Origin of the sequence: Actinomyces timonensis DSM 23838 (genome assembly GCF_000295095.1) — a bacterium.
Lineage (GTDB): Bacteria > Actinomycetota > Actinomycetes > Actinomycetales > Actinomycetaceae > Actinomyces > Actinomyces timonensis.
The window spans coordinates 336,508-358,384 of sequence record NZ_JH806633.1; the positions used below are offsets into that span (position 1 = coordinate 336,508).

Genomic DNA, 21,877 nt, shown 5'->3' on the forward strand with positions numbered 1-21,877 from the left:
GGAAGAGCCCACGTGTCACCGATCCTCACGCCCGAGCAGGCCGCCGCCGTTACCCCGGCCGCGACCGATCCCGCGCTGATCAGGAACTTCTCCATCATCGCCCATATCGACCACGGCAAGTCCACCCTGGCCGACCGCATGCTCCAGGCCACCGGCGTCGTCGCCCCCCGCGACATGCGCGCCCAGTACCTCGACCGCATGGACATCGAGCGCGAGCGCGGCATCACCATCAAATCCCAGGCCGTGCGCATGCCCTGGGGCGTCGCCGGCCCCGACGGCGCCATCCGCCCCTACGCCCTCAACATGATCGACACCCCCGGGCACGTCGACTTCTCCTACGAGGTCAACCGCTCCCTTGCCGCCTGCGAGGGCGCGGTCCTCCTCGTCGACGCCGCCCAGGGCATCCAGGCCCAGACCCTCGCCAACCTCTACATGGCCATCGAGGGGGACCTGGCGATCATCCCCGTGCTCAACAAGATCGACCTGCCCGCCGCCGAGCCCGAGCGCCACGCCGACGAGATCGCCTCCCTCATCGGCTGCGAGCCCGGCGACATCCTCAAGGTCTCCGGCAAGACCGGCGCCGGCGTGCCCGAGCTGCTCGACCGGATCGTCGATGCCGTCCCCGCCCCCGTGGGCGACCCGACCGGCCCCACGCGCGCCATGATCTTCGACTCCGTGTACGACACCTACCGGGGCGTCGTCACCTATGTGCGCGTCGTCGACGGCGCCCTCAAGCCGCGCGAGCGCATCGAGATGCTCTCCACCACCGCCGTCCACGACCTGCTCGAGATCGGCGTCATCAGCCCCGAGCCCACCCCGACGGCGGGCCTGGGCGCGGGTGAGGTCGGCTACCTCATCACCGGGGTGAAGGACGTGCGCCAGTCGAAGGTCGGCGACACCGTCACCTCCGCGGCCTCGCCTGCCACTGAGGCCCTGGCCGGCTACCAGGAGCCCAAGCCCATGGTCTTCTCCGGCCTGTTCCCCGTGGACGGCTCGGACTTCCCCGTGCTGCGCGACGCCCTGGACAAGCTCAAGCTCAACGACGCCGCCCTCACCTACGAGCCCGAGACCTCCGTGGCGCTCGGCTTCGGCTTCCGCTGTGGCTACCTCGGCCTGCTGCACCTGGAGATCATCCGGGAGCGCCTGGAGCGCGAGTTCAACCTCGACATCATCTCCACCGCCCCCTCCGTGGTCTACCAGGTCACCACCGAGGACCGCGCCGTCCACACCGTCACCAACCCCTCGGAGTTCCCCGAGGGCAAGATCCTCGACGTCCAGGAGCCCGTCGTCCGCGCGACCATCCTGACGCCCAGTGAGTTCGTCGGCACCGTCATGGAGCTGTGCCAGTCGCGGCGCGGCACCATGCAGGGCATGGACTACCTGTCCGAGACGCGCGTGGAGATGCACTACGTGCTGCCCCTGGCGGAGATCGTCTTCGACTTCTTCGACGCCCTGAAGTCCCGCACCCGCGGCTATGCCTCCCTCGACTATGAGATGGACGGGGAGCAGTCCGCGGACCTGGTCAAGGTGGACATCCTCCTCAACGGGGACAAGGTGGACGCCTTCAGCGCCATCGTCCACAAGGACGCCGCCTACTCCTACGGCCTCAAGCTGACCAAGCGCCTCAAGGAGCTCATCCCGCGCCAGCAGTTCGAGGTGCCCGTGCAGGCGGCCATCGGCTCGCGGATCATCGCCCGCGAGACCATCCGCGCCCTGCGCAAGGACATGCTCGCCAAGTGCTACGGCGGCGACATCTCCCGCAAGCGCAAGCTCCTGGAGAAGCAGAAGGAGGGCAAGAAGCGGATGAAGGCGATCAGCAGCGTCGACGTCCCGCAGGAGGCCTTCATCGCGGCGCTCGGCGCGGACAACCCCACCGGCAAGGACAGCAAGTAGGAAGAATCTCAAGAAGTGTCGCAAGGCGGCCCGGCCCGATCGGGAGCCTGGCCGCGCGAGGCAGGAGGATGTCATGAGGCACGACGGCGCTGATCTGGTTCTCACCCGCAGGCTCGCCCGGGTGCTGGGCGAGCCCCACGCGGGGGCCGACGGGCGCCACCGCGACGAGCCCTCGCCCTTCACCGACGGCGACCTCGTGGGCGCCGTGAGCGCCGTGTGCGTCGTCGAGCGCCTGCGCCCCGACTGCGGCGAGCCCGGCGTCTCCGCGATCCACAAGGCGGCCGTCGAGGGACCCGCGGCGGTCAACAGCCTGGGCCTCCTGGGCGACCAGCAGGCCGACCGCGCCCACCACGGCGGCCTCGACAAGGCCCTCTACGTCATGGACGCCGCCGAGGCCCGGCACTGGGCCGGCGTTCTCGCCCCCGAGCGGGAACTCGCCGCCGGGAACCTGGGGGAGAACATGCTCATCGAGCCGAGTGCCTCGGGTGGCGTCGACGACGTCGAGATCGGCGCGGTCCTGTCCATCGGCCCCGCGGGGGGCGCGGGGGAGCCGGCCGAGGAGGGCCGCGGCATCCTCGTGCGGGTCACCGGCGTGCGCAACCCCTGCCCCACCTTCGCTCGCGGCCTGGGGCGCGGCGACTGGGTGGAGGTCTTCTCCGAGCGCGCCCGCGTGGGCGTCTACCTCTCCGTGCTGCGCGATGGGAGCGTGGCCGCGGGCGACGAGGTCCGTCTCGTCTCCAATCCTGGCCACCGCGTCACCTGCCACCGCTGGTTCGCCCACCACGACCCGCGCGACGCCCAGGCCATGCTCGCCTCCGAGGCCTTCGGGAACCTCCGGCTGGCCGCCTTCACGCGAAAGTACGTCACGGCCGCCGCCGACGAGCAGGTCGGCTGACGGGCAGGCCGAGGGAAGAAGCCCATGCAGAAGCACCCACCGCGCTCTCACGCGATCCATTCGCGCGTGCGCTCCTACTCCCGTGCCGGCGGGCGCCTGAGCGAGAGCCAGGCCGAGGCCTTGGCCGCCCTGGCCCCCCGCTATGTGGCCGAGGTGCCGCGCCGCGACGCCGTGCGCACCGTGGCGCCTGGTTTCCACCTCGACCCGGAGGCCCTCTTCGGCCACCAGGGCGCCGGGCGTCCCCTCATCATCGAGATCGGCTCGGGCTCGGGGGAGGCCATCCTCGCCCACGCGGCCGCCCACCCGGGCGTCGACCACCTCGCCATCGAGGTCTGGGAGACCGCCATTGCCCGGCTCGTCACCTCGATCCACCGCCAGGGCCTGCACAACGTGCGCGTTGTTCCCGCCGACGGCGCCGAGCTGCTGGCCACCGCCCTGCCCGTGGGCTGCGCGAGCGAGGTGTGGGTCTTCTTCCCCGACCCGTGGCGCAAGGCCCGCCACCGCAAGCGCCGCCTGGTGTCCGCCGCCTTCGCCGACTCGGTGGCCCGCGTGCTGCGCCCCGGCGGCGTGTGGCGCTTGGCCACGGACTGGGCGGACTACGCCTGGCAGATGCGCGACGTCCTCGAGGACGCCTCCGCCCTGCCCGAGGGCATCGAGGCCGACTCCACCGGCCCCTACTTCCGCTACGACGACGCCGGCGCGCGCCCCGACCTGGGCGCCGAGACCGCCGTCGCCGGGGATCCGGGCAACGGGATCGACCCGGGCTCGCCGTCGGGCGCGCGCGGCGGATGGTCGGAGCGCTTCGCCGGGCGCGTCATGACCCGCTTCGAGCAGCGCGGCATCGACGAGGGCCGCACGATCCGCGACCTGACGGCGGTGCGCACCGAGGAGCAGTGGGTTCCGGTCGCCCGCCCCACGGCGCTTGAGCGCCTGGACCGCGGCGCCCCGGGCCTGGGTGCACCCGCGGATCTGATGGGCTGAGCCGCGGATGGCTAGAACGCGCCTGCCCAGGCGGTCATGGCTTGCCGTGATCATCCTCGGCTTCCTCGGGTTCTGCTCGGTCCTGCGTGTGCCCGTGGCCGTCATCCCGCCGCTGCTGCCGCGCCTGGGGGATGACCTGGGCTTGTCCGAGGCGGCGCGCGGGGCGCTCACCAGTGTGCCGGTGCTCTGCTTCGGCCTGCTTACCCCCGCGGCCTCCGCCGTCGTGCGGCGCATGGGGGTCAACACCTCCGGCCTGGTGATGATGGCGGTGATCGTCGTCGGCGCGGTGGCGCGCTCGACGGGCGGGGCTGTGGGCGCCTTCTCCGGGATGATCATCATCGGGGCGGGACTGACGATCGGGAACCTCGTGGCGCCCATGGTCATCGGCCGCGACTTCTGGCACCGCGCCTCCCTCATGACCGGCATGTACTCGGCCATGTGCAACGTGCTCGTGACGGCGGCGACCGCCCTCGCGGTGCCGGTGGCGGCCGTGCTGGGCTGGCGCGGCTCCGCCCTGGCGTGGACGGCGGTCCCCGTGCTGCTCGCCGCTGCCGCCTGGTGGTGGGTCTACCCTCCCGGCGCGACGGCGCCGCGCGAGAGCCTGCGCCAGCGCTCAGGCATGAGCACCTGGGTGGTGGAGCGCTCCCTGACCTCCGGGAGCGACGAGGCCACGGAGGTCAGGCCCGCGCCGTCGGCCCGGCCGGTGTGGCGCCGCCCGCTCACCTGGGTGATGGCGGGGGCCTTCACCGGGCACGTCCTCTCCTTCTACGCGATCTCCGGCTGGCTGCCGACCGCCCTCAAGGACGCCGCGGGGATGAGCGAGTCCGGGGCGGGCTTGGCCTCCTCGGTGTTCGCGCTGACGGGGATCGTGGGGCCGATGCTCGTGCCACTCATGCTCGAGGGCCTGGGGTGGTCGGGGGCCCGGGTGCTCGGAGTGCTGAGCGCCTGCTGGTTGGCCCTGCCCGTGGCGATGATCGTGGAGCCGACCGCCTGGCTCGTGCCCTGCGTCTTCTCCGGGATCGCGCAGGGGGCCTTCTTCGCCGCCCTGTTCACCCTGGTCATCCAGCGCGCGGAGTCCATGGATGAGAACCGGCGCACCACGGCCCTCATCCAGACCGTGGGCTACTGCGTGGCGGCGGCGGGCCCGATCGTCATGGGCTGGGTCCACCAGGCGAGCGGCGGCTGGGAGGCCCCCTTCGCCTTCGTGACCGCCGTCCTCGTGCTCATGACGGTCTGCGGGCAGATCATGGCCCGCTGGCCCTCGGGCGCGGGTGCTCGCAGGGCGCTGCCGGCGGGTCTCGCGGGGGAGAAGGCCGTATGAGCCCCGCCCAGCCCCAGGGAGTGCCCCTCGTGGGTGGCCTGCCGAAGCAGGTGGGCGCGCCGCCGCCGGGAGCCGGGCGCGGCGCGGAGGACGCGGGAAGCACCGCCCGCCCGTTCTCCGTCTACCTCCACGTGCCCTACTGCCGGGTGCGCTGCGGCTACTGCGACTTCAACACCTACACGAACCTCGACATGGGCGAGGGCGCCTCCGCCGCCGACTACGTGAGCACCCTGGCCGCGGAGCTGCGCGCCGCCCGCGCCGCGATGGACGACGCCGGACTCCCGGCGCGCGAGGCCGCCACGGTCTTCGTCGGCGGCGGCACTCCGACGATGCTCCCGCCCTCGGACCTGGCGGCGATGATCGGCCTCGTCAGGGAGGTCTTCGGGCTTGTCGAGGGCGCGGAGGTGACCACGGAGGCCAACCCGGACTCCGTTGATGAGGCGGGCCTGGCGGCGCTGGCCGAGGGCGGCTTCACCCGGGTGTCCTTCGGGATGCAGTCGGCGGTGCCCCATGTGCTGAGAGTCCTCGACCGCACGCATGAGCCGGCTCGCGTGCCGCGGGTGGTCGACTGGGCTCGGCGCGCGGGGCTCAGCACGAGCCTCGACCTCATCTACGGCGCGCCGGGGGAGTCCCTGGAGGACTGGGAGCACTCCCTCGAGGCCGCCGTGGAGATCAGCCCGGACCATCTGAGCGCCTACGGCCTCGTCATCGAGGAGGGCACGCGCATGTGGGCCCAGGTGCGGCGCGGCGAGCTGCCCATGCCCAGCGACGACGACGAGGCCGCCAAGTACGAGCTGGCCGACCGCCTCCTAACCGACGCCGGCTACGAGTGGTACGAGATCTCCAACTGGGCGCGGCCCAGCCACGAGTGCCAGCACAACCGCGCCTACTGGCAGGACTGGGACTGGTGGGGCGCTGGCCCCGGCGCGCACAGCCACCTGGGGGACGTGCGGCTGTGGAACACCAAGCACCCCCTGGCCTGGGCGGCGCAGGCCCTCGACAGCAGGCTCCCGGTCGCCGGCCACGAGGTGATCGACGCCGAGTCCCGGCTCCTGGAGCGGGTGATGCTGGGCATCCGCCTGCGCGAGGGCATCGCACTGGCCGAGCTGGGGGAGCCGGGCGAGGGCGACGACGGCGTGCCTGGCTCGAGCCCTGGCCGGACGCCGAGGCGGCTCGTGCCCGTGGTGGGCCGGCTCGTGGCCGATGGCCTGCTCGACGGCGCCGCCGCCCTGCGCGGGCGCGCCATCCTCACCCTGCGCGGCCGCCTCATGGCCGACACCGTCACCCGCGCGCTCGCCGGCATCGACTGACGCGAGCGGCGGGTAGGCGATTTTACGCCGCACTGAGGCGGCGATATATTCCTGTTTTCTGGACGCAGGATGCCTGCGTCTGGGGTGATGAAGGAGTTCTTGTCGTGATTTGGTTCAAACGCATCGTTGGAATCCTGATGCTTCTCGGTCTGCTGGGCAGCCTCAGCTCCGGTGCGGTCCCCTCCGCCGGAGGCACGGCCTACGTCGTTGGCGTCATCATTGGGCGGCTGCTCGCATTGTGCGGGGCGATCCTGCTGCTCGTGAGCGCGCAGCGCGATGCCCGGCGCAGCCGCGAGGAGAAGGGCCAGCAGTAACGACGCTTTCCCGCGCCGCGCGCTTGTGTCGGTTCCCCCGGCCGCGATCGGATAATCTCGTGGAAGCGACGAATCGCGTCGCGCCATCATGAAAACGCCCGCCCACGCCGTCGAGGACCCCGTGACCCCCGCACCTCCCCGCCCAGACTCCCGCCCAGCGCTCATCCTCGCCAACCTCGGCACACCGGAGTCGCCCACCGCCAAGCACGTGCGGCCCTTCCTGCGCGACTTCCTCACCGATCGCCGCGTCGTCGAGACCCACCCCGCCCTCTGGCGGCCCATCCTCGAGGGCATCGTTCTCACGATCCGCCCAGCGCGCTCGGCCCGCAAGTACGCCACCATCTGGCGCCCCGGCCACGAGACCAGCCACTCCGGCTCCCCGCTCATGCACCACACCGAGCGCCAGGGCGAGCTCCTGGCGGCGGAGCTGGGCGACGCCGTCCAGGTGCGCATCGCCATGCGCTACGGCGAGCCCGCGCTCGGGCGGGTCATGGGCGAGCTCATGGAGGCGGGCTGCCGCCGCATCGCCGTCCTGCCCGCCTACCCCCAGTACTCCGCCTCCAGCCAGGGCACCGTCATCGACGAGGCCGCCCGGTTCATCCTCGCCAGCCGCGACCAGCCCGAGTTGCGCACCATCCGATCCTTCCCGGACTCCCCGGCCTACATCGAGGCCCTCGCCACAGCCATCGAGAAGCACTGGGAGCGCCACGGCCGCCCCGACCCCGCGAGCGGCGGCCGCCTCCTGCTCTCCTTCCACTCCATCCCCCAGGCCATGCACGACGCCGGGGACCCCTACCGCTCCGAGTGCGAGCGCACCGCCGCCCTCCTCACCGCGCGCCTGGACGCCCCCGAGGGCCTCATCCGCACCACCTTCCAATCTGTCTTCGGCCCCGCGGCATGGATCGGACCAGCCACCATCGACACCGTCGGCGAGCTCGGCGCGGCCGGCTGCCCGCGCGTCGACGTCATCTGCCCCGGCTTCATGGCGGACTGCCTGGAGACCCTGGAGGAGATCGACCAGCTCAACCGGCAGACCTTCACCGCCGCCGGGGGAGGGGACTTCCACTACATCCCCTGGGGCAATGACGAGCCCGCCTGCGTGGCCGCGCTGGCCGAGCAGGCGCGCGGCGCCCTGTCCGGATGGGTGGACTGAAACCGGGCCGTTTCAGGCCGTCGGCTATGGTGGGAGGCGGACAACCCGAGAATCAGAGGAGACGTTGTGCACCTGCCCTGGTGGTCCACCCTTCCGTTCGTGGCCATGCTCGCGAGCATCGCCACCCTCCCCCTCATCCCCGCCACCGCGCACTGGTGGGAGAAGAACCGAAACCAGCTCATCCTCGCCTCGGCCCTCGGCCTGCCCGTGGCGGCCTGGATGTGGCACGAGCTGGGATGGCGGCGGGTCTTCGCCGCCGTCGTCGAGTACGGGCAGTTCATCGCCCTCCTGCTGTCGCTGTTCGTCGTCGCTGGCGGCATCTACCTCAAGGGCGATATCGAGGCTACGCCCCGCAACAACACGATCTTCCTGGCCATCGGCGGCGTGCTCGCCTCCTTCGTGGGCACCACCGGCGCCGCCATGCTGCTCATCCGCCCACTGCTCGCCACCAACCGCGAGCGGCGTTACCGCGTCCATACCGTCCTGTACACGATCTTCATCGTCGCCAACTGCGGCGGCCTGCTCACGCCTCTGGGCGACCCGCCGCTCTTCCTCGGCTTCCTGCGCGGCGTCCCCTTCACCTGGACGTTCCACCTGTTCCGCGAGTGGCTGTTCGTCAACGGGATGCTGTTGGTTTCCTACTTCGCCCTGGACACCTACTTCCACTCCCAGGAGCCCAGCGCCAACATCAAGCGCGACAAGTCCGAGGTCGAGCCCCTCGGCCTGCGCGGCACCGCCAACTTCATTTGGTTCGCCGTCATCATCGCCGCCGTCGCCCTTGCCCCCTCCATCGACGTCCACGCCATCGAGGAGGGCCACGCCGTCTTCACCGACTGGCTGCCGATCCGCGAGGTCATCATGCTCGGCGCCGCGGCTGCCGCCTACTTCCTGGGCGACAAGCGCGTGCGCTACGAGGACAACCAGTTCACCTGGGGCCCCATCGCCGAGGTCGCCGCCCTGTTCGTCGGCATCTTCCTCACGATGATCCCGGCCCTGGAGTACCTCGACGAGATTGCCCCGAGCCTGCCGATGAACGAGATCACCTTCTTCGTCTTCACCGGCGGCCTGTCCTCCGTGCTCGACAACGCCCCCACTTACGTCACCTTCTTCGAGGTCGGCAAGGTCGTGGACTCCCCGGGCGGGGCGCTCGTGGCCGGCGTGCCCGAGCTGTACCTCGTGTCGATCGCGCTGGGCTCGGTGTTCTGCGGCGCCATCACCTACATCGGCAACGGCCCGAACTTCATGGTCAAGTCCGTGGCCGAGTCCGACGGCGTCGCCATGCCCTCCTTCGGGGGCTACGTCGTCCAGACCGCCACCCGCCTCGTGCCCATCCTTGCCGCCATGGTCATGCTCTTCATCGCCCAGCCGCTCTGGGTCAAGCTCCTCGGCGGCCTGCTGACGGCGACCCTGCTCGCCTGGGACGCCGCCCTCTTCCTGCGCGGCCGTCGCCTGGCCATCCAGGACGCCTGAGCACCAGAGGACAGTCGGCGCGGCGCCCCGATCCTTGGTAGTACCGGGACGCCGCGCCTCCTCGTACTGCCGGGCTCAGTCCTCGCCCACGTGCTGGGAGCGCTCCTCGAGGAGGCGGCGCTCGTCGCGGCCCACGACGAGCATGAGCACGACGGCGATGACGGCCACCCCCACGAGGCACATGTAGGTGACATTCCACCCCGCGTAGTCGATGAGCCTGCCGACGCCGCTGGAGGCGAGCGTGGCGCCCAGCAGATAGCCGAACAATCCCGTGAAGCCAGCGGCCGTGCCCGCCACGTTGCGCGGGGACAGGTCAATGGCCTGCAGGCCGATGAGCATGACCGGCCCGTAGATGAGCCCGCCGATGATCGCGATGAACAGGTAGAACACGCCCATGGGCGCCGTCGGCGGCAGCTGCCAGTAGATGATGAGGGCCACGCCCACCCCGCCGAGGAACAGGATGCCGGCGCCCGAGCGCCAGCCGTGGAAGACGCGGTCGGACACCCAGCCGCACAGCAGCGTTCCCGCGATGCCCGCGCCCTCGTAGATCGCGAAGCCGAGGATGCCGTCCTTCACGTTCGCGCCATGGATGTAGTCGGTCAGGTAGACCGGGATCCAGTTGAGCACGCCGTAGCGCAGCGTGTAGACGAACACGTTGGTGACCGCCAGGAGCAGGATGACCCGGCTCTTCAGCACGTGGTTGAACAGCAGGGAGCGCCAGTCCTCCTTGCTCTCGTCGGCCTCCACCTTGGCGGGGTCATCGGCGAACTCCTCGATCGGCGGCAGGCCCATGGCCTCGGGGCGGTCGCGGATGAGCAGGAAGGCGACGACGGCCACCCCGAGCGCCACGATCGCGGGCGCCCAGAACGCGGGGGCCCAGTCGGCGTCGTCGGAGGCGAAGGCGTCCAGGGCCCAGGCGGAGATGAGGCCGACCCCGGCGCCGCCGACATTGTGCGCGCAGTTCCAGATCGAGGTCTTCCAGCCGCGCTCGCGCGTGGAGAACCAGTGGACGAGGACTCGCCCGAATGGGGGCCATCCCATGCCCTGGAACCAGCCGTTGATGAACATGAGGACCGCGAACAGGCCCACCGAGGCCGTCAGGGCCGGCACGAAGGCGATGAACAGGTTCATGACGGCGGACAGCGCCAGCCCCAACGGCATGAAGTAGCGGGCGTTGGCGCGGTCGGAGATCATCGCCATGAAGAATTTCGACAGCCCATAGGCGAAGAGCACCGCATTGGCCACAAGGCCGATATCGGAGGCGCTCATGATGCCGTGGTCCTTGAGGATCGAGGCCACGAGCGACACGTTGTTGCGGATCAGGTAGAACCCCGCGTAGCCGATGAAGATCCCCATGAACGCGCTCGCCGGCCACTTCTTGTAGGCGGGGGCGATCTCATGGTCGGGCAGGCGGGGACGCGCCGGCGGCGCTGAGAGGAAACTTAGAGGACGGGGTGGTTCAGAGGACGTCATTGCTCCTTGATCGGTCCTGCCCGGGCGGGCAAGACCATCAATTCTGCTCCTCCGATGAGCCCCCTGTCAGCGGCGGCGCGCGCCTATCAGCGATCACTCGCGCCGTGGGCCGGCCAGTCAGCCGCGCCGTCGGGCCGTGGGACGCCGGGCGCGCAATCGCGGCGCCCTCAGGCGGTGCCGGGCGCGGTGACGAAGTCGATGAGCTCCTCCATGCGGCCCAGCAGGCTCGGCTCTAAGTCCTTGTACGAGCGCACTGTCGCCAGGATCCGCTGCCAGCCGCGGGCGACATCCGCCTGGGTGGCGTGCGGCCAGCCGAGCGCGTCGAGCGTCCCGTGCTTGATATCCGTGCCGCGCGGGATCTCAGGCCAAGCGCGCAGGCCCACCCGTTCGGGGCGCACCGCCTGCCACACGTCCACATACGGGTGTCCCAGCACCAGGACGTTCTCCCCGCCCGGCATCGTGCGCACGCGCTCGGCGATCCGCGATTCCTTGGAGCCGGCCACGAGGTGGTCCACGAGCACGCCCGCCCGCCGCGCCGGCCCCGGGGCGAACTCGGCCATGACCTCCTCGAGGTTGTCCACGCCGTCGAGCATGAGGACGACGACGCCCTCATGGCGCAGGTCATCGCCCCACACCTTCTCCACGAGCTCGGCGTCGTGCTTGCCCTCCACCCAGATCCGCGAGGCGCGGGCCGTGCGGGCGCGCTCGCCCTCCACCGCGTAGGAGCCCGACGCCGTCAACCGCCTCCCGCCGGCGCTCACCGGGCCGCTCGGGGCGCGGCGCGCCGGCACCGGCGGGTCGAGGATGACGGGCCGGCCCTCCAGCCAGAAGCCCGGGCCCAGCGTGAAGCCGCGCCGCGCCCCATGGCGGTCCTCCAGGACGACGATCCGCCGGCCCCCGGACTTCTCCACGGCAACCGCCGCCCCCACGAAACCGGTCTCGCGGTCCTCCAGCACCATGCCCCGCTCGACGGGCACATGGACCGACTCCGGTCGGATGGCGCGCGGGCCCACCCGGTGCGGGTCCGCGGCGAGGACATCGCCCCCATAGCGGTCAGTCAGCGACGGCGCGGCGGGGGCAGTAGGAGCCCCGCGGCCGCCGGAGGCCGACCGGTTGCCGGTCTTCGCAGTCCTCGCGGGCTTGGCGGCCGCCGCCTCGTGCTGCTGGGCGCGGGTGGCGCCCTGCTCGCGCAGGGCCTTGCGGCGGGCCGCCGTCGCGCCGGGGACGGCCTGGGGGCGGTAGGGCATCGCTGGAGTCACGCCGGGCACGGTAGCGAGGCTCACGCTGGGCGAACGGGAGACCCGCCGGGCCGGGCGTAGGATGGCACTCGCTGACCGAGAGTGCTAATACGAGAGGGCCTGAGCCGGGAGGAGGGCGACACCATGGCTGATGACCGCCGTCTCAAGGTCCTGTCCGCCATCGTCACGGACTACGTGCGCACCCGCGAGCCCGTCGGCTCGCGCGCCCTCGTCGAGCGCTACCGCCTCGGCGTCTCCCCGGCCACCATCCGCAACGACATGGCCGCCCTGGAGGACGAGGGCTACATCCACCAGCCCCACACGAGCGCCGGTCGAGTCCCCACCGAGAAGGGCTACCGGCTCTTCGTCGACGAGGTCGCCCGCGTCAAGCCCCTGTCCGCCCCCGAGCGCGCCGCCATCTCCGCCCTGCTCACCGGCGCGGTGGACCTGGAGCAGGTGGTGGCCCGCACCGTGCGCGTCCTGGCCCAGCTCACCGGGCAGCTCGCCGTCGTCGAGTACCCGAGCCTGCGGCTGACCGCCCTGCGCCACCTCGAGCTCGTCGCCCTGGCGCCCACGCGCCTGCTCATGGTCATCATCACGGACACCGGCCGTGTCGAGCAGCGCACCCTCACCCTCATGGGCGACCATGCCGGCCAGGGATCCGACGGCGCGAGCGGCGTCATCGACCCGATCGCCCTGGAGCGCCTCAAGGTCCGCCTCAACGCCTCGCTGGTGGGGCGCCGCGCCGACGCCGTCGTCCCCGTCCTCGCGGGACTGGCCGAGCAGGCCCCCGCCGACGAGCGCGCCCTGCTGGCCGCCGTCACCGGCGAGCTCATCGCGGCCCTCCGCCCCGACGCCGAGGAGCGCATCGCTGTGGCCGGCACCGCGAACCTCGCCCGGGCCACCCCCGACTTCACCACCATGGGGCCCCTCCTAGACGCCATCGAGGAGCAGGTCGTCCTCCTGCGCCTGCTCTCCGGGGACCCCGCCGACGCCTCCGGGATGCGCGTGAGCATCGGCTCGGAGAACCACGAGGACGCCCTGGCCGAGGCCAGCGTCGTCACCGCCGGGTACGGCCCGGGCATCGGCGACGCCGTCGCCCACCTGGGGGTCATCGGCCCCACCCGCATGGACTACCCGGCCACCATGGCCGCCGTGCGCGCCGTCGCCCGCTACCTGTCCCGGTTCCTCGCCGGGCCGCAGGACTGAGCGGGCCGCCGCACCCACCGCACCACTGACCACCGACTGACGACTGACTGAAGGAAGACCCGACTGTGAGCGACTACTACGAGGTGCTCGGCGTGAGCCGCGGGGCCAGCGCCGACGAGATCAAGAAGGCCTACCGAAAGAAGGCCCGCACCCTGCACCCCGACGTCGCCGGCCCCGGGCACGAGGACGAGTTCAAGCTCGTCTCCACCGCCTATGAGACCCTCTCCGATCCCGAGAAGCGCGAGCTCTACGACCTCGGCGGGGAGGACGCCGTGCGCGGGGGCGGAGCCGGGTTCGGCGGAGGCGACTTCGGGGGCTTCGCCGACATCTTCAGCTCCTTCTTCGGGGCCGCCGCCGGATCGCGCGGGCCCGCCTCCCGCGCGCGCCGGGGCCAGGACGCGCTCCTGCCCGTGGACGTGGAGCTGGAGGACGTCGCCTTCGGCGCCACCCGCACCGTCCCCTTCGAGACCTACATCACCTGCGAGGCCTGCGAGGGCTCCTGCTGCGCGCCCGGCACCTCGCCGGTCACCTGCTCGACCTGCAACGGCTCCGGCTCCGTGCAGCACATGGCCCGATCCTTCCTCGGCAACGTCATGACCACCTCGCCGTGCACCACCTGCCACGGCTACGGCACCGTCATCGTCACCCCCTGCCCCGAGTGCTCCGGCGAGGGCCGCAAGCGCACCCGCCAGGACATCGAGATCCGCATTCCCGCGGGCGTGTCCACCGGCACGCGCATGCGCATGTCCGGGCGCGGCGAGGCCGGGCCCGCGGGCGGCCCCGCGGGGGACCTCTACGTGGAGTTCCACGAGGTCGAGCACGAGACCCTGCGCCGCGAGGGCGACGACCTGTGGACCGAGCTGCGCATCCCCATGACCGCCGCCGCGCTCGGCGCCGAGTTCGACATCTCCACCCTCGACGGCGACAAGCACGTCGTCGTCAAGCCGGGCACCCAGCCCGGCGAGGTGCTGCCCCTCAAGGGCCTCGGCGTGGGGCGCCTGCGCCGCTCCGGGCGCGGGGACCTCAACGTGGAGATCGTCGTGGAGACGCCGACGCGCCTGGACGAGCGCCAGCGCGACCTGCTTCGCCAGCTCGCCGAGCTGCGCGGGGAGGACGGGGAGCTGTCCCACCGCGACGAGTCCGTCATGGGGCGCCTGAAGGAGAAGTTCTCCGGGCGCTGAGCGGGCGCGCCGGGCGTAGTGCGGCGGGTGCCAGCGGAGCGCGGGGCGGGGGATGCCCTCAGGCCTGCTGGGATCCTGGCCAGTACAGGGAGTCCGGGGTGGCGCGCGCCCCGAAGATCGCCTGGCCCACGCGCACGCAGGTCGAGCCGCCCTCGATGGCGAGCTCGAAGTCGCCGCTCATCCCCATCGACAGCTGGCCGTCGCCCACCGTTCCCGCCTGGAGGCCGGCGTCGCGCAGCTGGCGCATGGTGGTGAAGCAGTCGCGGACGCGGGCGGCGTCGTCGGTGTGGGCGGCCAGGGTCATGAGGCCGCGCACCCGCAGGGCGGAGTAGGCGGGAAGGGCTGCCAGGAACGCGGGGACGTCCGCGGGCTCCAGGCCGAACTTGCTCGCCTCACCCGAGGAGTTGACCTGCACGTAGACGTCCAGGGAGCGGCCGAGCGACTGGAGCCGGCGGTCGAGGGCCTCGGCCACGCGTAGCGAGTCCAGTGCCTGGAACTCGTGGGCGAAGGCCGCGACGTCCTTCGCCTTGTTGGTCTGGAGGTGGCCGATGAGCGCCCAGTGGATGGGCAGGTCCGCCAGGTTCTCGCTCTTGCGCTTGGCCTCCTGCACCTTGTTCTCGCCCATCTCGGTGATGCCCGCGGCGACGGCGGCCCGCAGCCGCTCCTCGGGGACGGTCTTGGAGACTGGCAGAAGGCGGATCTCTGAGGTGTCCCGGCCAGCGCGCTCGGCGGCCGCCTCGAGGCGCGCACGGACGGCGGCGAGGTTGTGGGCGAAATCCTCCGGCGTGATCGCGGTGGTGAAGCGCGGGCTGCCGGCGGTGGGGGAGGCCTGCGAGTCGGGAGTGGAGGGCGAGTCCTGCGTCATGGCCAGGACGCTAGCACCGGGGCGCGGGGCCGTGCCCCGTAGGCTTAGAGCGTGACCGCGCCCGTTTTCATCCTGAGTCCCGACACCCTTGAGTCCGCCGGTGCCGCCGCTGCGGCAGGGCCCGGGGATGCGCTTGTCCTCACCGGCCCGGAGGCGCGCCACGCTGTGGCCGTGCGAAGGCTGCGCGCGGGTGAGCGCGTGGACCTCGTCGATGGCACGGGCCTGCGCCTGGTCTGCGAGGTGACCGCCGCGGGTGAGGGCGGCGCGAAGGACTGCCTGGCCGTGCGCGTCCGTGAGCGCGTGGATGAGGCGGCGCCGCCGGTGCGGCTCGCCCTCGTCCAGGCGCTGGCCAAGGGCGGTCGCGATGAGCAGGCCGTGGAGACGGCCACGGAAGTCGGTGTCGACCTCGTGGTGCCGTGGCAGGCGGAGCGCTCGATCTCGGTGTGGTCGGGGCCGAAGGTCGCCAAGGGGCGGGTGCGCTGGGAGGCCACGGCCCGTGAGGCCGCCAAGCAGGCGCGCCGGGCCCGCGTTCCCGAGGTGGCCGAGCCGCGTGGAACGGCGGGTCTCGCCGCGTGGGCGCGGGATGTCAGCGCTGGCGGGGGAGTGGTGCTCGTCCTGCACGAGGAGGCGACCGCTCCCATCAACGGCGTGGAGTTGCCCAGCGCCGGTGTGGTGGGCGTCGTTGTCGGCCCTGAGGGCGGGATCAGCGCCGAGGAGGTCTCGGCGCTGGAAGAGGCTGGCGCGGTAACGGTGCGGCTCGGCCCGCATGTCATGCGCACGGCCTCGGCCGGCCCCGTTGCCCTGGCCGTCCTCGCCCAGCGCGCCGGCCTGTGGTTCTAGTAGCACGCTCATCGGCGAGCGACCTCGACTTTTCGTTGCAATGACGGTGGCGTGGCGGCGAGGCCGAAGCTCCCGTGCGCATTTGCCCGCCGAATGCGCACGGGAGGAATCCTGCGATCGAGCGATCCGCATGATTCCAACGATGATCTCGACCGCGGAGGGCCCTGAGCGTGCCGATTTTGGACTGCGGTCATTGACCAGGGCGCCGCGCCTCGCTGGTCGGCGTCGATGGGGCATACTGCGGGCATGCTGATGACGGTGGCGTGGCCTGCGAGGAGTCGACGATGAGCCCGCGCGGGCGCAGGCCCGCTGGCAGCCCGGATGCCCGCGAGGCGATCCTCGTCGCGGCCCGCAACGCCTTCGCGCGCGACGGCTACCACACCTCGCTGCGCGGCATCGCCCGGGAGGCCGGCGTCGATCCCGCCCTCGTCCACCACTACTTCAAGGACCGCGCCGAGCTCTTCGCCGAGGCCGTCGTCGCCTCAGCGGCAGGGGCGAGCGCCGTCGATATCTCCGAGCGCGCCGAGGCTGTCGCGCATCTCGCCCCCGAGGAGCTGGGGGAGGGGATCGTCCGGTCCTTCGTGGGACTCTGGGACGGGATGGGGCCCGACCGCTTCGCCGCCGTCATCCGCGCCGCCATGAGCAGTGACGAGAGCCTGGCGCCCTTCCGCGAGTTCGTCACCACCGGAATCCTGGGGCGGATCGTGGGCAAGCTGGCGCCCGACCAGCCCGAGCTGCGTGGCCAGCTCATCGCCAGCCAGCTCATCGCCAGCCAGCTCATCGGTTTCGGGATGGCCCGCTGGATGGCCCGCATGGAGGGGATCGCCCAGCTCGACATCGAAGAGGCAGTGGCGCTCGTCGGCCCGACGATCCAGCGCTACGCCACCGGGGAGCTACCCCGGTCGGGCGACTGACGGGTTACGGCGAGCGCTGAACCACGACCCCTTGACGGGGCGGCGCCGCGCTCGTATATTCATCACATGATGAAAAACGAGAATGCCTCGTCAGAGGCCCCCGACGACCCCCAGCAGGTGGTCGAGCGGATCTCGGTGACGATCGAGCGCTATGGCGCGGACTCCGAGACCGATGTTGTCGCCGAGGGTTCGGCATCGAGCGTCCAGGGAGCGACGCCAGCCGGGGCGGTATCGCCCACTGCCGAGGTCGCCTCTGCGCCGATGCCGGTGCCGGCGTCGGGGCCCGCGGAGCCCCCGGCACCCAGGCCCGCCGTGCGCGCCAGCGGCCTTGTGGTCACACGCGGCGGCAACGAGATCCTCCACGGGATCGATCTCGACCTGGCCCACGGCTCGGTCACCGGCCTCCTCGGGCCGTCGGGCTGCGGGAAGACGACGCTCATGCGGTCGATCGTCGGCGTTCAGCGGTACTCGGGGAGCCTGCAGGTCTTGGAGAGCACCCCCGGCAGCAAACCGCTGCGCGGCCGCATCGGCTACCTCACCCAGGAGGCCTCGGTCTACCCGGACCTCAGCGCCCGCCAGAACGTCGCCTACTTCGCCCGCCTTGCCGGGGCGCGCGCCAGGGGCGTCGATGAGGTCCTGGAGGAGGTCGGCATCGCTGACATCTCCGGACGGTTGGTGAGCACCTTCTCCGGCGGTCAGCGCAACCGGGTCTCGCTGGCCTGCGCGCTCGTCGGCGCGCCGGAGCTCCTCGTGCTTGATGAGCCGACGGTCGGCCTCGACCCGGTGACCCGCGAGGACCTGTGGGCGGCCTTCCGCCGCATCGCCGAGGGCGGCACGACGATTCTCGTCTCCAGCCACGTCATGGATGAGGCATTCCGCTGCGACGGCGTCCTGCTCATGCGGGAGGGACGCATCCTCGCCTCCACCACCGCGCCCGAGCTCCTGGCCAGTACTGGCGCCGAGACGCTCGACGACGCCTTCCTCACCATCATCCGCGAGGCCGAGTCGGCAGAGAAGGCTGGGCCGGCCAGCAGCGGAAGCGCCGCGAGCAAGGAGACGAACCGATGAATCCGCGCACCTACGCCGCAACTGTCAAGCGCGTCCTGTTCCAGTTGCTCAATGACAAGCGCACGATCGCTCTCATCATGGCCGTCCCCGCGCTGCTGGTGACGCTCCTGTACTTCGTCTACAGGGACTATCCGGGTGGGGACGTGCTCTTCGACCGCGTTGCCGTGCAGATGATCGCGATCCTGCCGATGTCCGTCATGTTCCTCATCACGAGCATCACCATGCTGAAGGAGCGGGTGGGCGGGACACTGGAGCGCCTGTGGACGACGCCGATGCGCCGAGCCGACCTCGTCTTGGGCTACGCGACGGCGTTCACCCTGGTCGCCGTGGGGCAGGCCCTCGTGCTCTCGGCCGTGTGCGCCTGGGCGCTGGGGGTGACGATCGCCGGGAACTGGGGGTGGATCATCCTGACGGCCCTGCTGGACGCCTTCGTGGGGGTGGCGATCGGCCTGCTCATCTCGGCGCTGTCGAGCACGGAGTTCCAGGCGGTGCAGTTCATGCCGCTTATCGTCGGTATGCAGATCTTCCTGTGCGGGATGCTCGTTCCCCGCAGCCAGCTGCCCTCAGGGCTCGAAGAGGCGAGCCTGGTTATGCCGATGAGCTGGGCGGTCAACGCCGTGGGCGAGGTGCAGGCGGGATCGGCGGTGACGCAGGGCCTTGTCATGGACATGGTGGTGCTGGCGGCCATCGGCCTCGTGGTGCTGGCGGCCGCTCCGCTGACCATGCCTCGCAAGACCCGCTGAGGCGGGCTGGCGACAAAGTTGCTTGTATTGACAAAAATATAAGTTATATAGTTAAGCATGCTTCACGCCTGTGCCATCCTCATGGACATCGTTCGCTCTCGTGAACTGCCAGACCGCGTTGGTGCGCAGCGGCGCATCGAGGAAACCCTGGCCGTGGCTTCTCAAGGGCTTGGCCTGCTGGCGAAGCCGTATGCCTCGGTTGGCGACGAGTTCCAGTCGGTCGCGCCAACGCTCGGCGGAGCTCTTGTTCTAACGGAGCGGGTTCAGTTGCTGCTCCCGGACGGCCTCATGCTGCGCTATGGGATTGGTGAGGGGGAGATTCAGAACATCGGGGGCGATGCCGCACGCGTGTTGCAAGACGGCAGTGCGTGGTGGCGGGCGAGGGAGGCCATCGACCACGCCCATGAGGTCCAGGATGCGGGGGCGGAGTACCTGCTCACCTGCTACCGCGGTGGAAGCGATGAGGAGGAGCAAGCGCTGGTGAATGCCCTGCTCACGTTGCGCGATCACTCTTTAGCGGGCCTTGGTGGACGCCAGCGGCGGATGCTGGCGGGGCTCACCTCGGGGCAGACTCAGGCGCGGGTGGCCGCCGAGATCGGGGTGAGTCAAGCCGCTGTGTCACAGTTTGTGGTGTCGAAGGGGGCGGCCCTCCTCGCAGCGCACCGGTTGCTCGTCGTGGCAGCCGCGACGGTGGAGGCGGAGCGATGATCTCACTGGTCGTCTTCCTCGTTGGAGCCTCATCGATTGTCTCGTCACTGGCCGGGCGTGTGAGGGGTAGTCGCACTTCTGCTGTCCGCATCCTCCTGCGCGTCCTTGTGATCCTGACTGGGTGCGTGCTTGCTGCGCGCCCACTCCATGTGGGGGCGGTGGGCGTGCTCATCAGCGCATGCCTGCCGGCCGCCTGGATCGGATCGGAGGTACTTGAGCGGGTCGGGCCTGGGCGCTCCCAGGCTACGGCAGTGCTTCATGTGGCTCGCTGCGGCATCGGGATTGGCGCTCTGGCACTGCTGTGCGTCATGGGTCCGCATGGCGAGGAAGGCCGAGGCGCCCTCGCCGTCGCGTGGATAGGCGTCCTCCTGTTCATGACAGAGCCAGCGAACCAGGTGGTCAATGCCGTCCTGGTACTGGCCGGGGTGCCCGCATCTGAGGGGGTGGCGCCGAGGAAGAGGGAGAGGGCTGGCGATAGTGGTTAAAGCGCTGATCATGCTCTGCGTGGTGGGCACTGGATTGGTGCGCTGGAGCGGCTTCTCCTCATACTTCTGGCGATGGCTGGTGCAGAGATTCCGGCAGCGGTCATCGTCGCTGCCAAAGGGGTGGTCCGCTTCCCCGAGATCTCCAAGCCGGGAAGTCGTGCTGCCGAAGTCTTCCTCATCGGTTCGATGACCTCATGGACCCTCGCAGTGCTCGGGATCGCGCTTCTACGCGCGTTATAAGCGTCGCGGTGATTTCTGGGCCGGTACCACCGCCGTCGTCGTGACAGGTCTGGCCGGCTTGGTGCTGCGGTTGCGGTTCGGTCACGAGAGTCGAGCAGCATGGTACTGGCACCCTCTGCCGGGCCGGGCTCTGCGATGATGCGCGTGCGCGAGACGGCTCCCCACCGCCGCGCTCCCTACCCATTTCTCTGGGGGCGGTGCTGCCTCCGAAGGAGTCCCTATGAGCGGTGACGAGCTCCAACTGATCAGTGACGGTTCTGGCTTGGCGGTGATCGGCGACGCCGGAGCGGTCGACCGCTTCCTCACCGAGAAGGGCCTGGCTGGCCGCCCGATGGACCTGTCCCGGATCGCCCCGGCGCTTGGCAAGTTGGGATTGGCTGCGCAGGCCGGCGGCGTGATCGCGCAGAGCTCCGGGCGATGGGTGAAGCTGTCGGCGGAGTCTGCGAAGGCCCTCACGAACAAGGACTACAAGCTCGTGACCAGCAGACAGAACGGCCTGGCGATGGGCGTACTGCGCGGCGAGGGCGGCCGCTTCGCCAAGAATCTCCAGTTCGAGTCCGACTCACTGACTCGGCTCAGCCCCGCCGCGGTAGCGGGGCTCGGCGCCGTCATGACCCAGATGGCGATCCAGAAGATCCTTGAGGACATCCAGGAGTTCCTGAAGGTGATCGACGAGAAGGTCGATGACCTCATCCAGATGCAGAAGGACGCCGCGCTGGCCGGGTTGATCGGGGTGGGCAAGACCATCCGTGACGCCCTGATGGCCCGCGAGGAGGTTGGCAAGGTCGCGGCGGTGACATGGTCGAAGATCGACGACGCGCCACAGACGATCGCCACGGGCGAGGCCTTCGCCCTTCGCCGGCTCGCCGTCCTCACCGAGAAAGTGGAGAAGAAGGGAAAAGTCGCCGAGGTCGCCAAGATCGCTGCGGACGTCGAGAAGGAGGCCTGCGAGTGGCTGGTGGTGCTCGCCAGGTGCGCCGCGCTCCAGGACGCCTGCGACGTGCTGGAGATCGACCGCGTTCTTGGGGCGCATCCCGAGGATGTTGAGGAGCACCGCCGCGCTCTGGCCCTGGCTCGCGATACTCGCCGCAAAGAGGTCAGGGAAGCGGCCGAGGGGCTCCTCAGCCGCCTCAACGCGGTCGCGAGCCTGAGCGATCGCTCGGTGGTGGCACATCCGAAGGCCGCACAGCGAGTGATCGACATGCGCAATCGGGTCGCTGACGTCTTCGAGGCCGCGTTGCGCAGCATGGACATCGACGCGGATTACGCGCTGATGGAGCCCAGGACATGGAGGCAGGCCGTCAGGGGCATGAGGCAGGAGGCCGTTCAGGCGGCCGCAGAGCTTAAAAACGTCGCCGTGGAGAGCGGGCGGCGCGCGGTTGACAGCGGCCTCGACGCCACCGCTGGAGTGCTCACCGCAGCCGCGTTCCGCGCGGAACAGGCTCGCCCTTCCTACCGGGAGGGCTTAGAGTCCGCTCGCGACGCCGATGACTCGCCGCAGATTGAGCCGTAAGGACTTGCTTCCGTCGCCGACTTCGTCCCTTTGATGCCGACTTCGGTGGGTAAGGGGACGAAG

20 protein-coding genes are annotated in these 21,877 nt (G+C 70.8%); 17 read left to right on the forward strand and 3 right to left on the reverse strand.

Features of this window, described 5'->3' with window-relative positions; genetic code table 11:
• The first annotated feature begins 12 nt into the window (after positions 1-12).
• The 8 genes from lepA to A1QA_RS0108020 all read left to right on the forward strand — a co-directional run bounded on the left by lepA (position 13) and on the right by A1QA_RS0108020 (position 9,337).
• On the forward strand, positions 13-1,893 hold the full coding sequence (gene lepA / locus A1QA_RS0107985; RefSeq protein WP_017178385.1) for a translation elongation factor 4: 1,881 nt from the start codon (positions 13-15) through the stop codon (positions 1,891-1,893).
• Positions 1,894-1,966: 73 nt separating this feature from the next.
• Positions 1,967-2,788: an MOSC domain-containing protein gene (locus A1QA_RS0107990; protein WP_017178386.1), complete on the forward strand. Its 822-nt coding sequence runs from the start codon at positions 1,967-1,969 to the stop codon at positions 2,786-2,788.
• Between the two features lie 24 nt (positions 2,789-2,812).
• The gene (trmB, locus tag A1QA_RS0107995) at positions 2,813-3,769 is read left to right on the forward strand and encodes a tRNA (guanosine(46)-N7)-methyltransferase TrmB (RefSeq protein ID WP_017178387.1); all 957 of its coding nucleotides are present in this window, start codon (positions 2,813-2,815) and stop codon (positions 3,767-3,769) included.
• A 7-nt stretch (positions 3,770-3,776) separates the two neighbouring features.
• Entirely contained in the window at positions 3,777-5,090 is a 1,314-nt protein-coding gene (locus A1QA_RS0108000; protein WP_043508381.1) for an MFS transporter, read from the forward strand.
• Entirely contained in the window at positions 5,087-6,400 is a 1,314-nt protein-coding gene (gene hemW / locus A1QA_RS0108005) for a radical SAM family heme chaperone HemW (protein WP_017178389.1), read from the forward strand. Before A1QA_RS0108000 ends, hemW begins: the two co-directional genes overlap by 4 nt.
• A gap of 104 nt (positions 6,401-6,504) precedes the next feature.
• Positions 6,505-6,714 (forward strand): hypothetical protein, encoded by a 210-nt coding sequence (locus A1QA_RS0108010; protein ID WP_017178390.1) that lies wholly within the window; start codon positions 6,505-6,507, stop codon positions 6,712-6,714.
• Between the two features lie 88 nt (positions 6,715-6,802).
• Positions 6,803-7,867: a ferrochelatase gene (hemH, locus tag A1QA_RS0108015; protein ID WP_017178391.1), complete on the forward strand. Its 1,065-nt coding sequence runs from the start codon at positions 6,803-6,805 to the stop codon at positions 7,865-7,867.
• A 66-nt stretch (positions 7,868-7,933) separates the two neighbouring features.
• The gene (locus tag A1QA_RS0108020) at positions 7,934-9,337 is read left to right on the forward strand and encodes a sodium:proton antiporter (protein WP_017178392.1); all 1,404 of its coding nucleotides are present in this window, start codon (positions 7,934-7,936) and stop codon (positions 9,335-9,337) included.
• 75 nt (positions 9,338-9,412) lie between these two features.
• Here the strand turns inward: A1QA_RS0108020 and A1QA_RS0108025 are convergent, their stop codons facing one another.
• Both A1QA_RS0108025 and A1QA_RS0108030 read right to left on the reverse strand, forming a co-directional pair.
• Positions 9,413-10,810, reverse strand: a complete 1,398-nt coding sequence (locus A1QA_RS0108025; protein WP_043508382.1) for an MFS transporter — start codon at positions 10,808-10,810, stop codon at positions 9,413-9,415.
• 167 nt (positions 10,811-10,977) lie between these two features.
• Positions 10,978-12,057: a DUF3097 domain-containing protein gene (locus A1QA_RS0108030; protein ID WP_017178394.1), complete on the reverse strand. Its 1,080-nt coding sequence runs from the start codon at positions 12,055-12,057 to the stop codon at positions 10,978-10,980.
• 135 nt (positions 12,058-12,192) lie between these two features.
• Here A1QA_RS0108030 and hrcA point away from each other — a divergent pair, with 135 nt between their 5' ends.
• Both hrcA and dnaJ read left to right on the forward strand, forming a co-directional pair.
• Entirely contained in the window at positions 12,193-13,257 is a 1,065-nt protein-coding gene (gene hrcA, locus A1QA_RS0108035) for a heat-inducible transcriptional repressor HrcA (RefSeq protein WP_017178395.1), read from the forward strand.
• A gap of 65 nt (positions 13,258-13,322) precedes the next feature.
• Positions 13,323-14,438 carry a molecular chaperone DnaJ gene (dnaJ, locus tag A1QA_RS0108040; RefSeq protein WP_017178396.1) on the forward strand — a complete coding sequence of 372 codons (1,116 nt, stop codon included), beginning with the start codon at positions 13,323-13,325 and terminating at the stop codon, positions 14,436-14,438.
• A gap of 58 nt (positions 14,439-14,496) precedes the next feature.
• Here the strand turns inward: dnaJ and A1QA_RS0108045 are convergent, their stop codons facing one another.
• Positions 14,497-15,303, reverse strand: coding sequence for a YggS family pyridoxal phosphate-dependent enzyme (locus tag A1QA_RS0108045; protein ID WP_017178397.1), 807 nt, complete (start codon positions 15,301-15,303; stop codon positions 14,497-14,499).
• A 51-nt stretch (positions 15,304-15,354) separates the two neighbouring features.
• Between A1QA_RS0108045 and A1QA_RS0108050 the strand changes: the two genes are divergently transcribed.
• From A1QA_RS0108050 to A1QA_RS14055, 7 genes are all read left to right on the forward strand, one after another.
• The gene (locus A1QA_RS0108050) at positions 15,355-16,143 is read left to right on the forward strand and encodes a 16S rRNA (uracil(1498)-N(3))-methyltransferase (RefSeq protein ID WP_017178398.1); all 789 of its coding nucleotides are present in this window, start codon (positions 15,355-15,357) and stop codon (positions 16,141-16,143) included.
• A 284-nt stretch (positions 16,144-16,427) separates the two neighbouring features.
• Positions 16,428-17,057 carry a TetR/AcrR family transcriptional regulator gene (locus tag A1QA_RS0108055; RefSeq protein ID WP_017178399.1) on the forward strand — a complete coding sequence of 210 codons (630 nt, stop codon included), beginning with the start codon at positions 16,428-16,430 and terminating at the stop codon, positions 17,055-17,057.
• Between the two features lie 66 nt (positions 17,058-17,123).
• Positions 17,124-18,125 carry an ABC transporter ATP-binding protein gene (locus A1QA_RS14050; RefSeq protein ID WP_244266119.1) on the forward strand — a complete coding sequence of 334 codons (1,002 nt, stop codon included), beginning with the start codon at positions 17,124-17,126 and terminating at the stop codon, positions 18,123-18,125.
• A complete protein-coding gene (locus A1QA_RS0108065) occupies positions 18,122-18,868 on the forward strand; it encodes an ABC transporter permease (RefSeq protein ID WP_017178401.1) in 747 nt (248 codons plus the stop codon). The genes A1QA_RS14050 and A1QA_RS0108065 overlap by 4 nt, the downstream gene beginning before the upstream one ends.
• A gap of 57 nt (positions 18,869-18,925) precedes the next feature.
• Entirely contained in the window at positions 18,926-19,576 is a 651-nt protein-coding gene (locus A1QA_RS0108070; RefSeq protein ID WP_017178402.1) for a SatD family protein, read from the forward strand.
• A 557-nt stretch (positions 19,577-20,133) separates the two neighbouring features.
• Positions 20,134-20,301, forward strand: a complete 168-nt coding sequence (locus A1QA_RS15930) for a hypothetical protein (RefSeq protein ID WP_154652327.1) — start codon at positions 20,134-20,136, stop codon at positions 20,299-20,301.
• Positions 20,302-20,521: 220 nt separating this feature from the next.
• Positions 20,522-21,814 (forward strand): hypothetical protein, encoded by a 1,293-nt coding sequence (locus A1QA_RS14055; protein WP_017178404.1) that lies wholly within the window; start codon positions 20,522-20,524, stop codon positions 21,812-21,814.
• Positions 21,815-21,877: the final 63 nt, after the last annotated feature.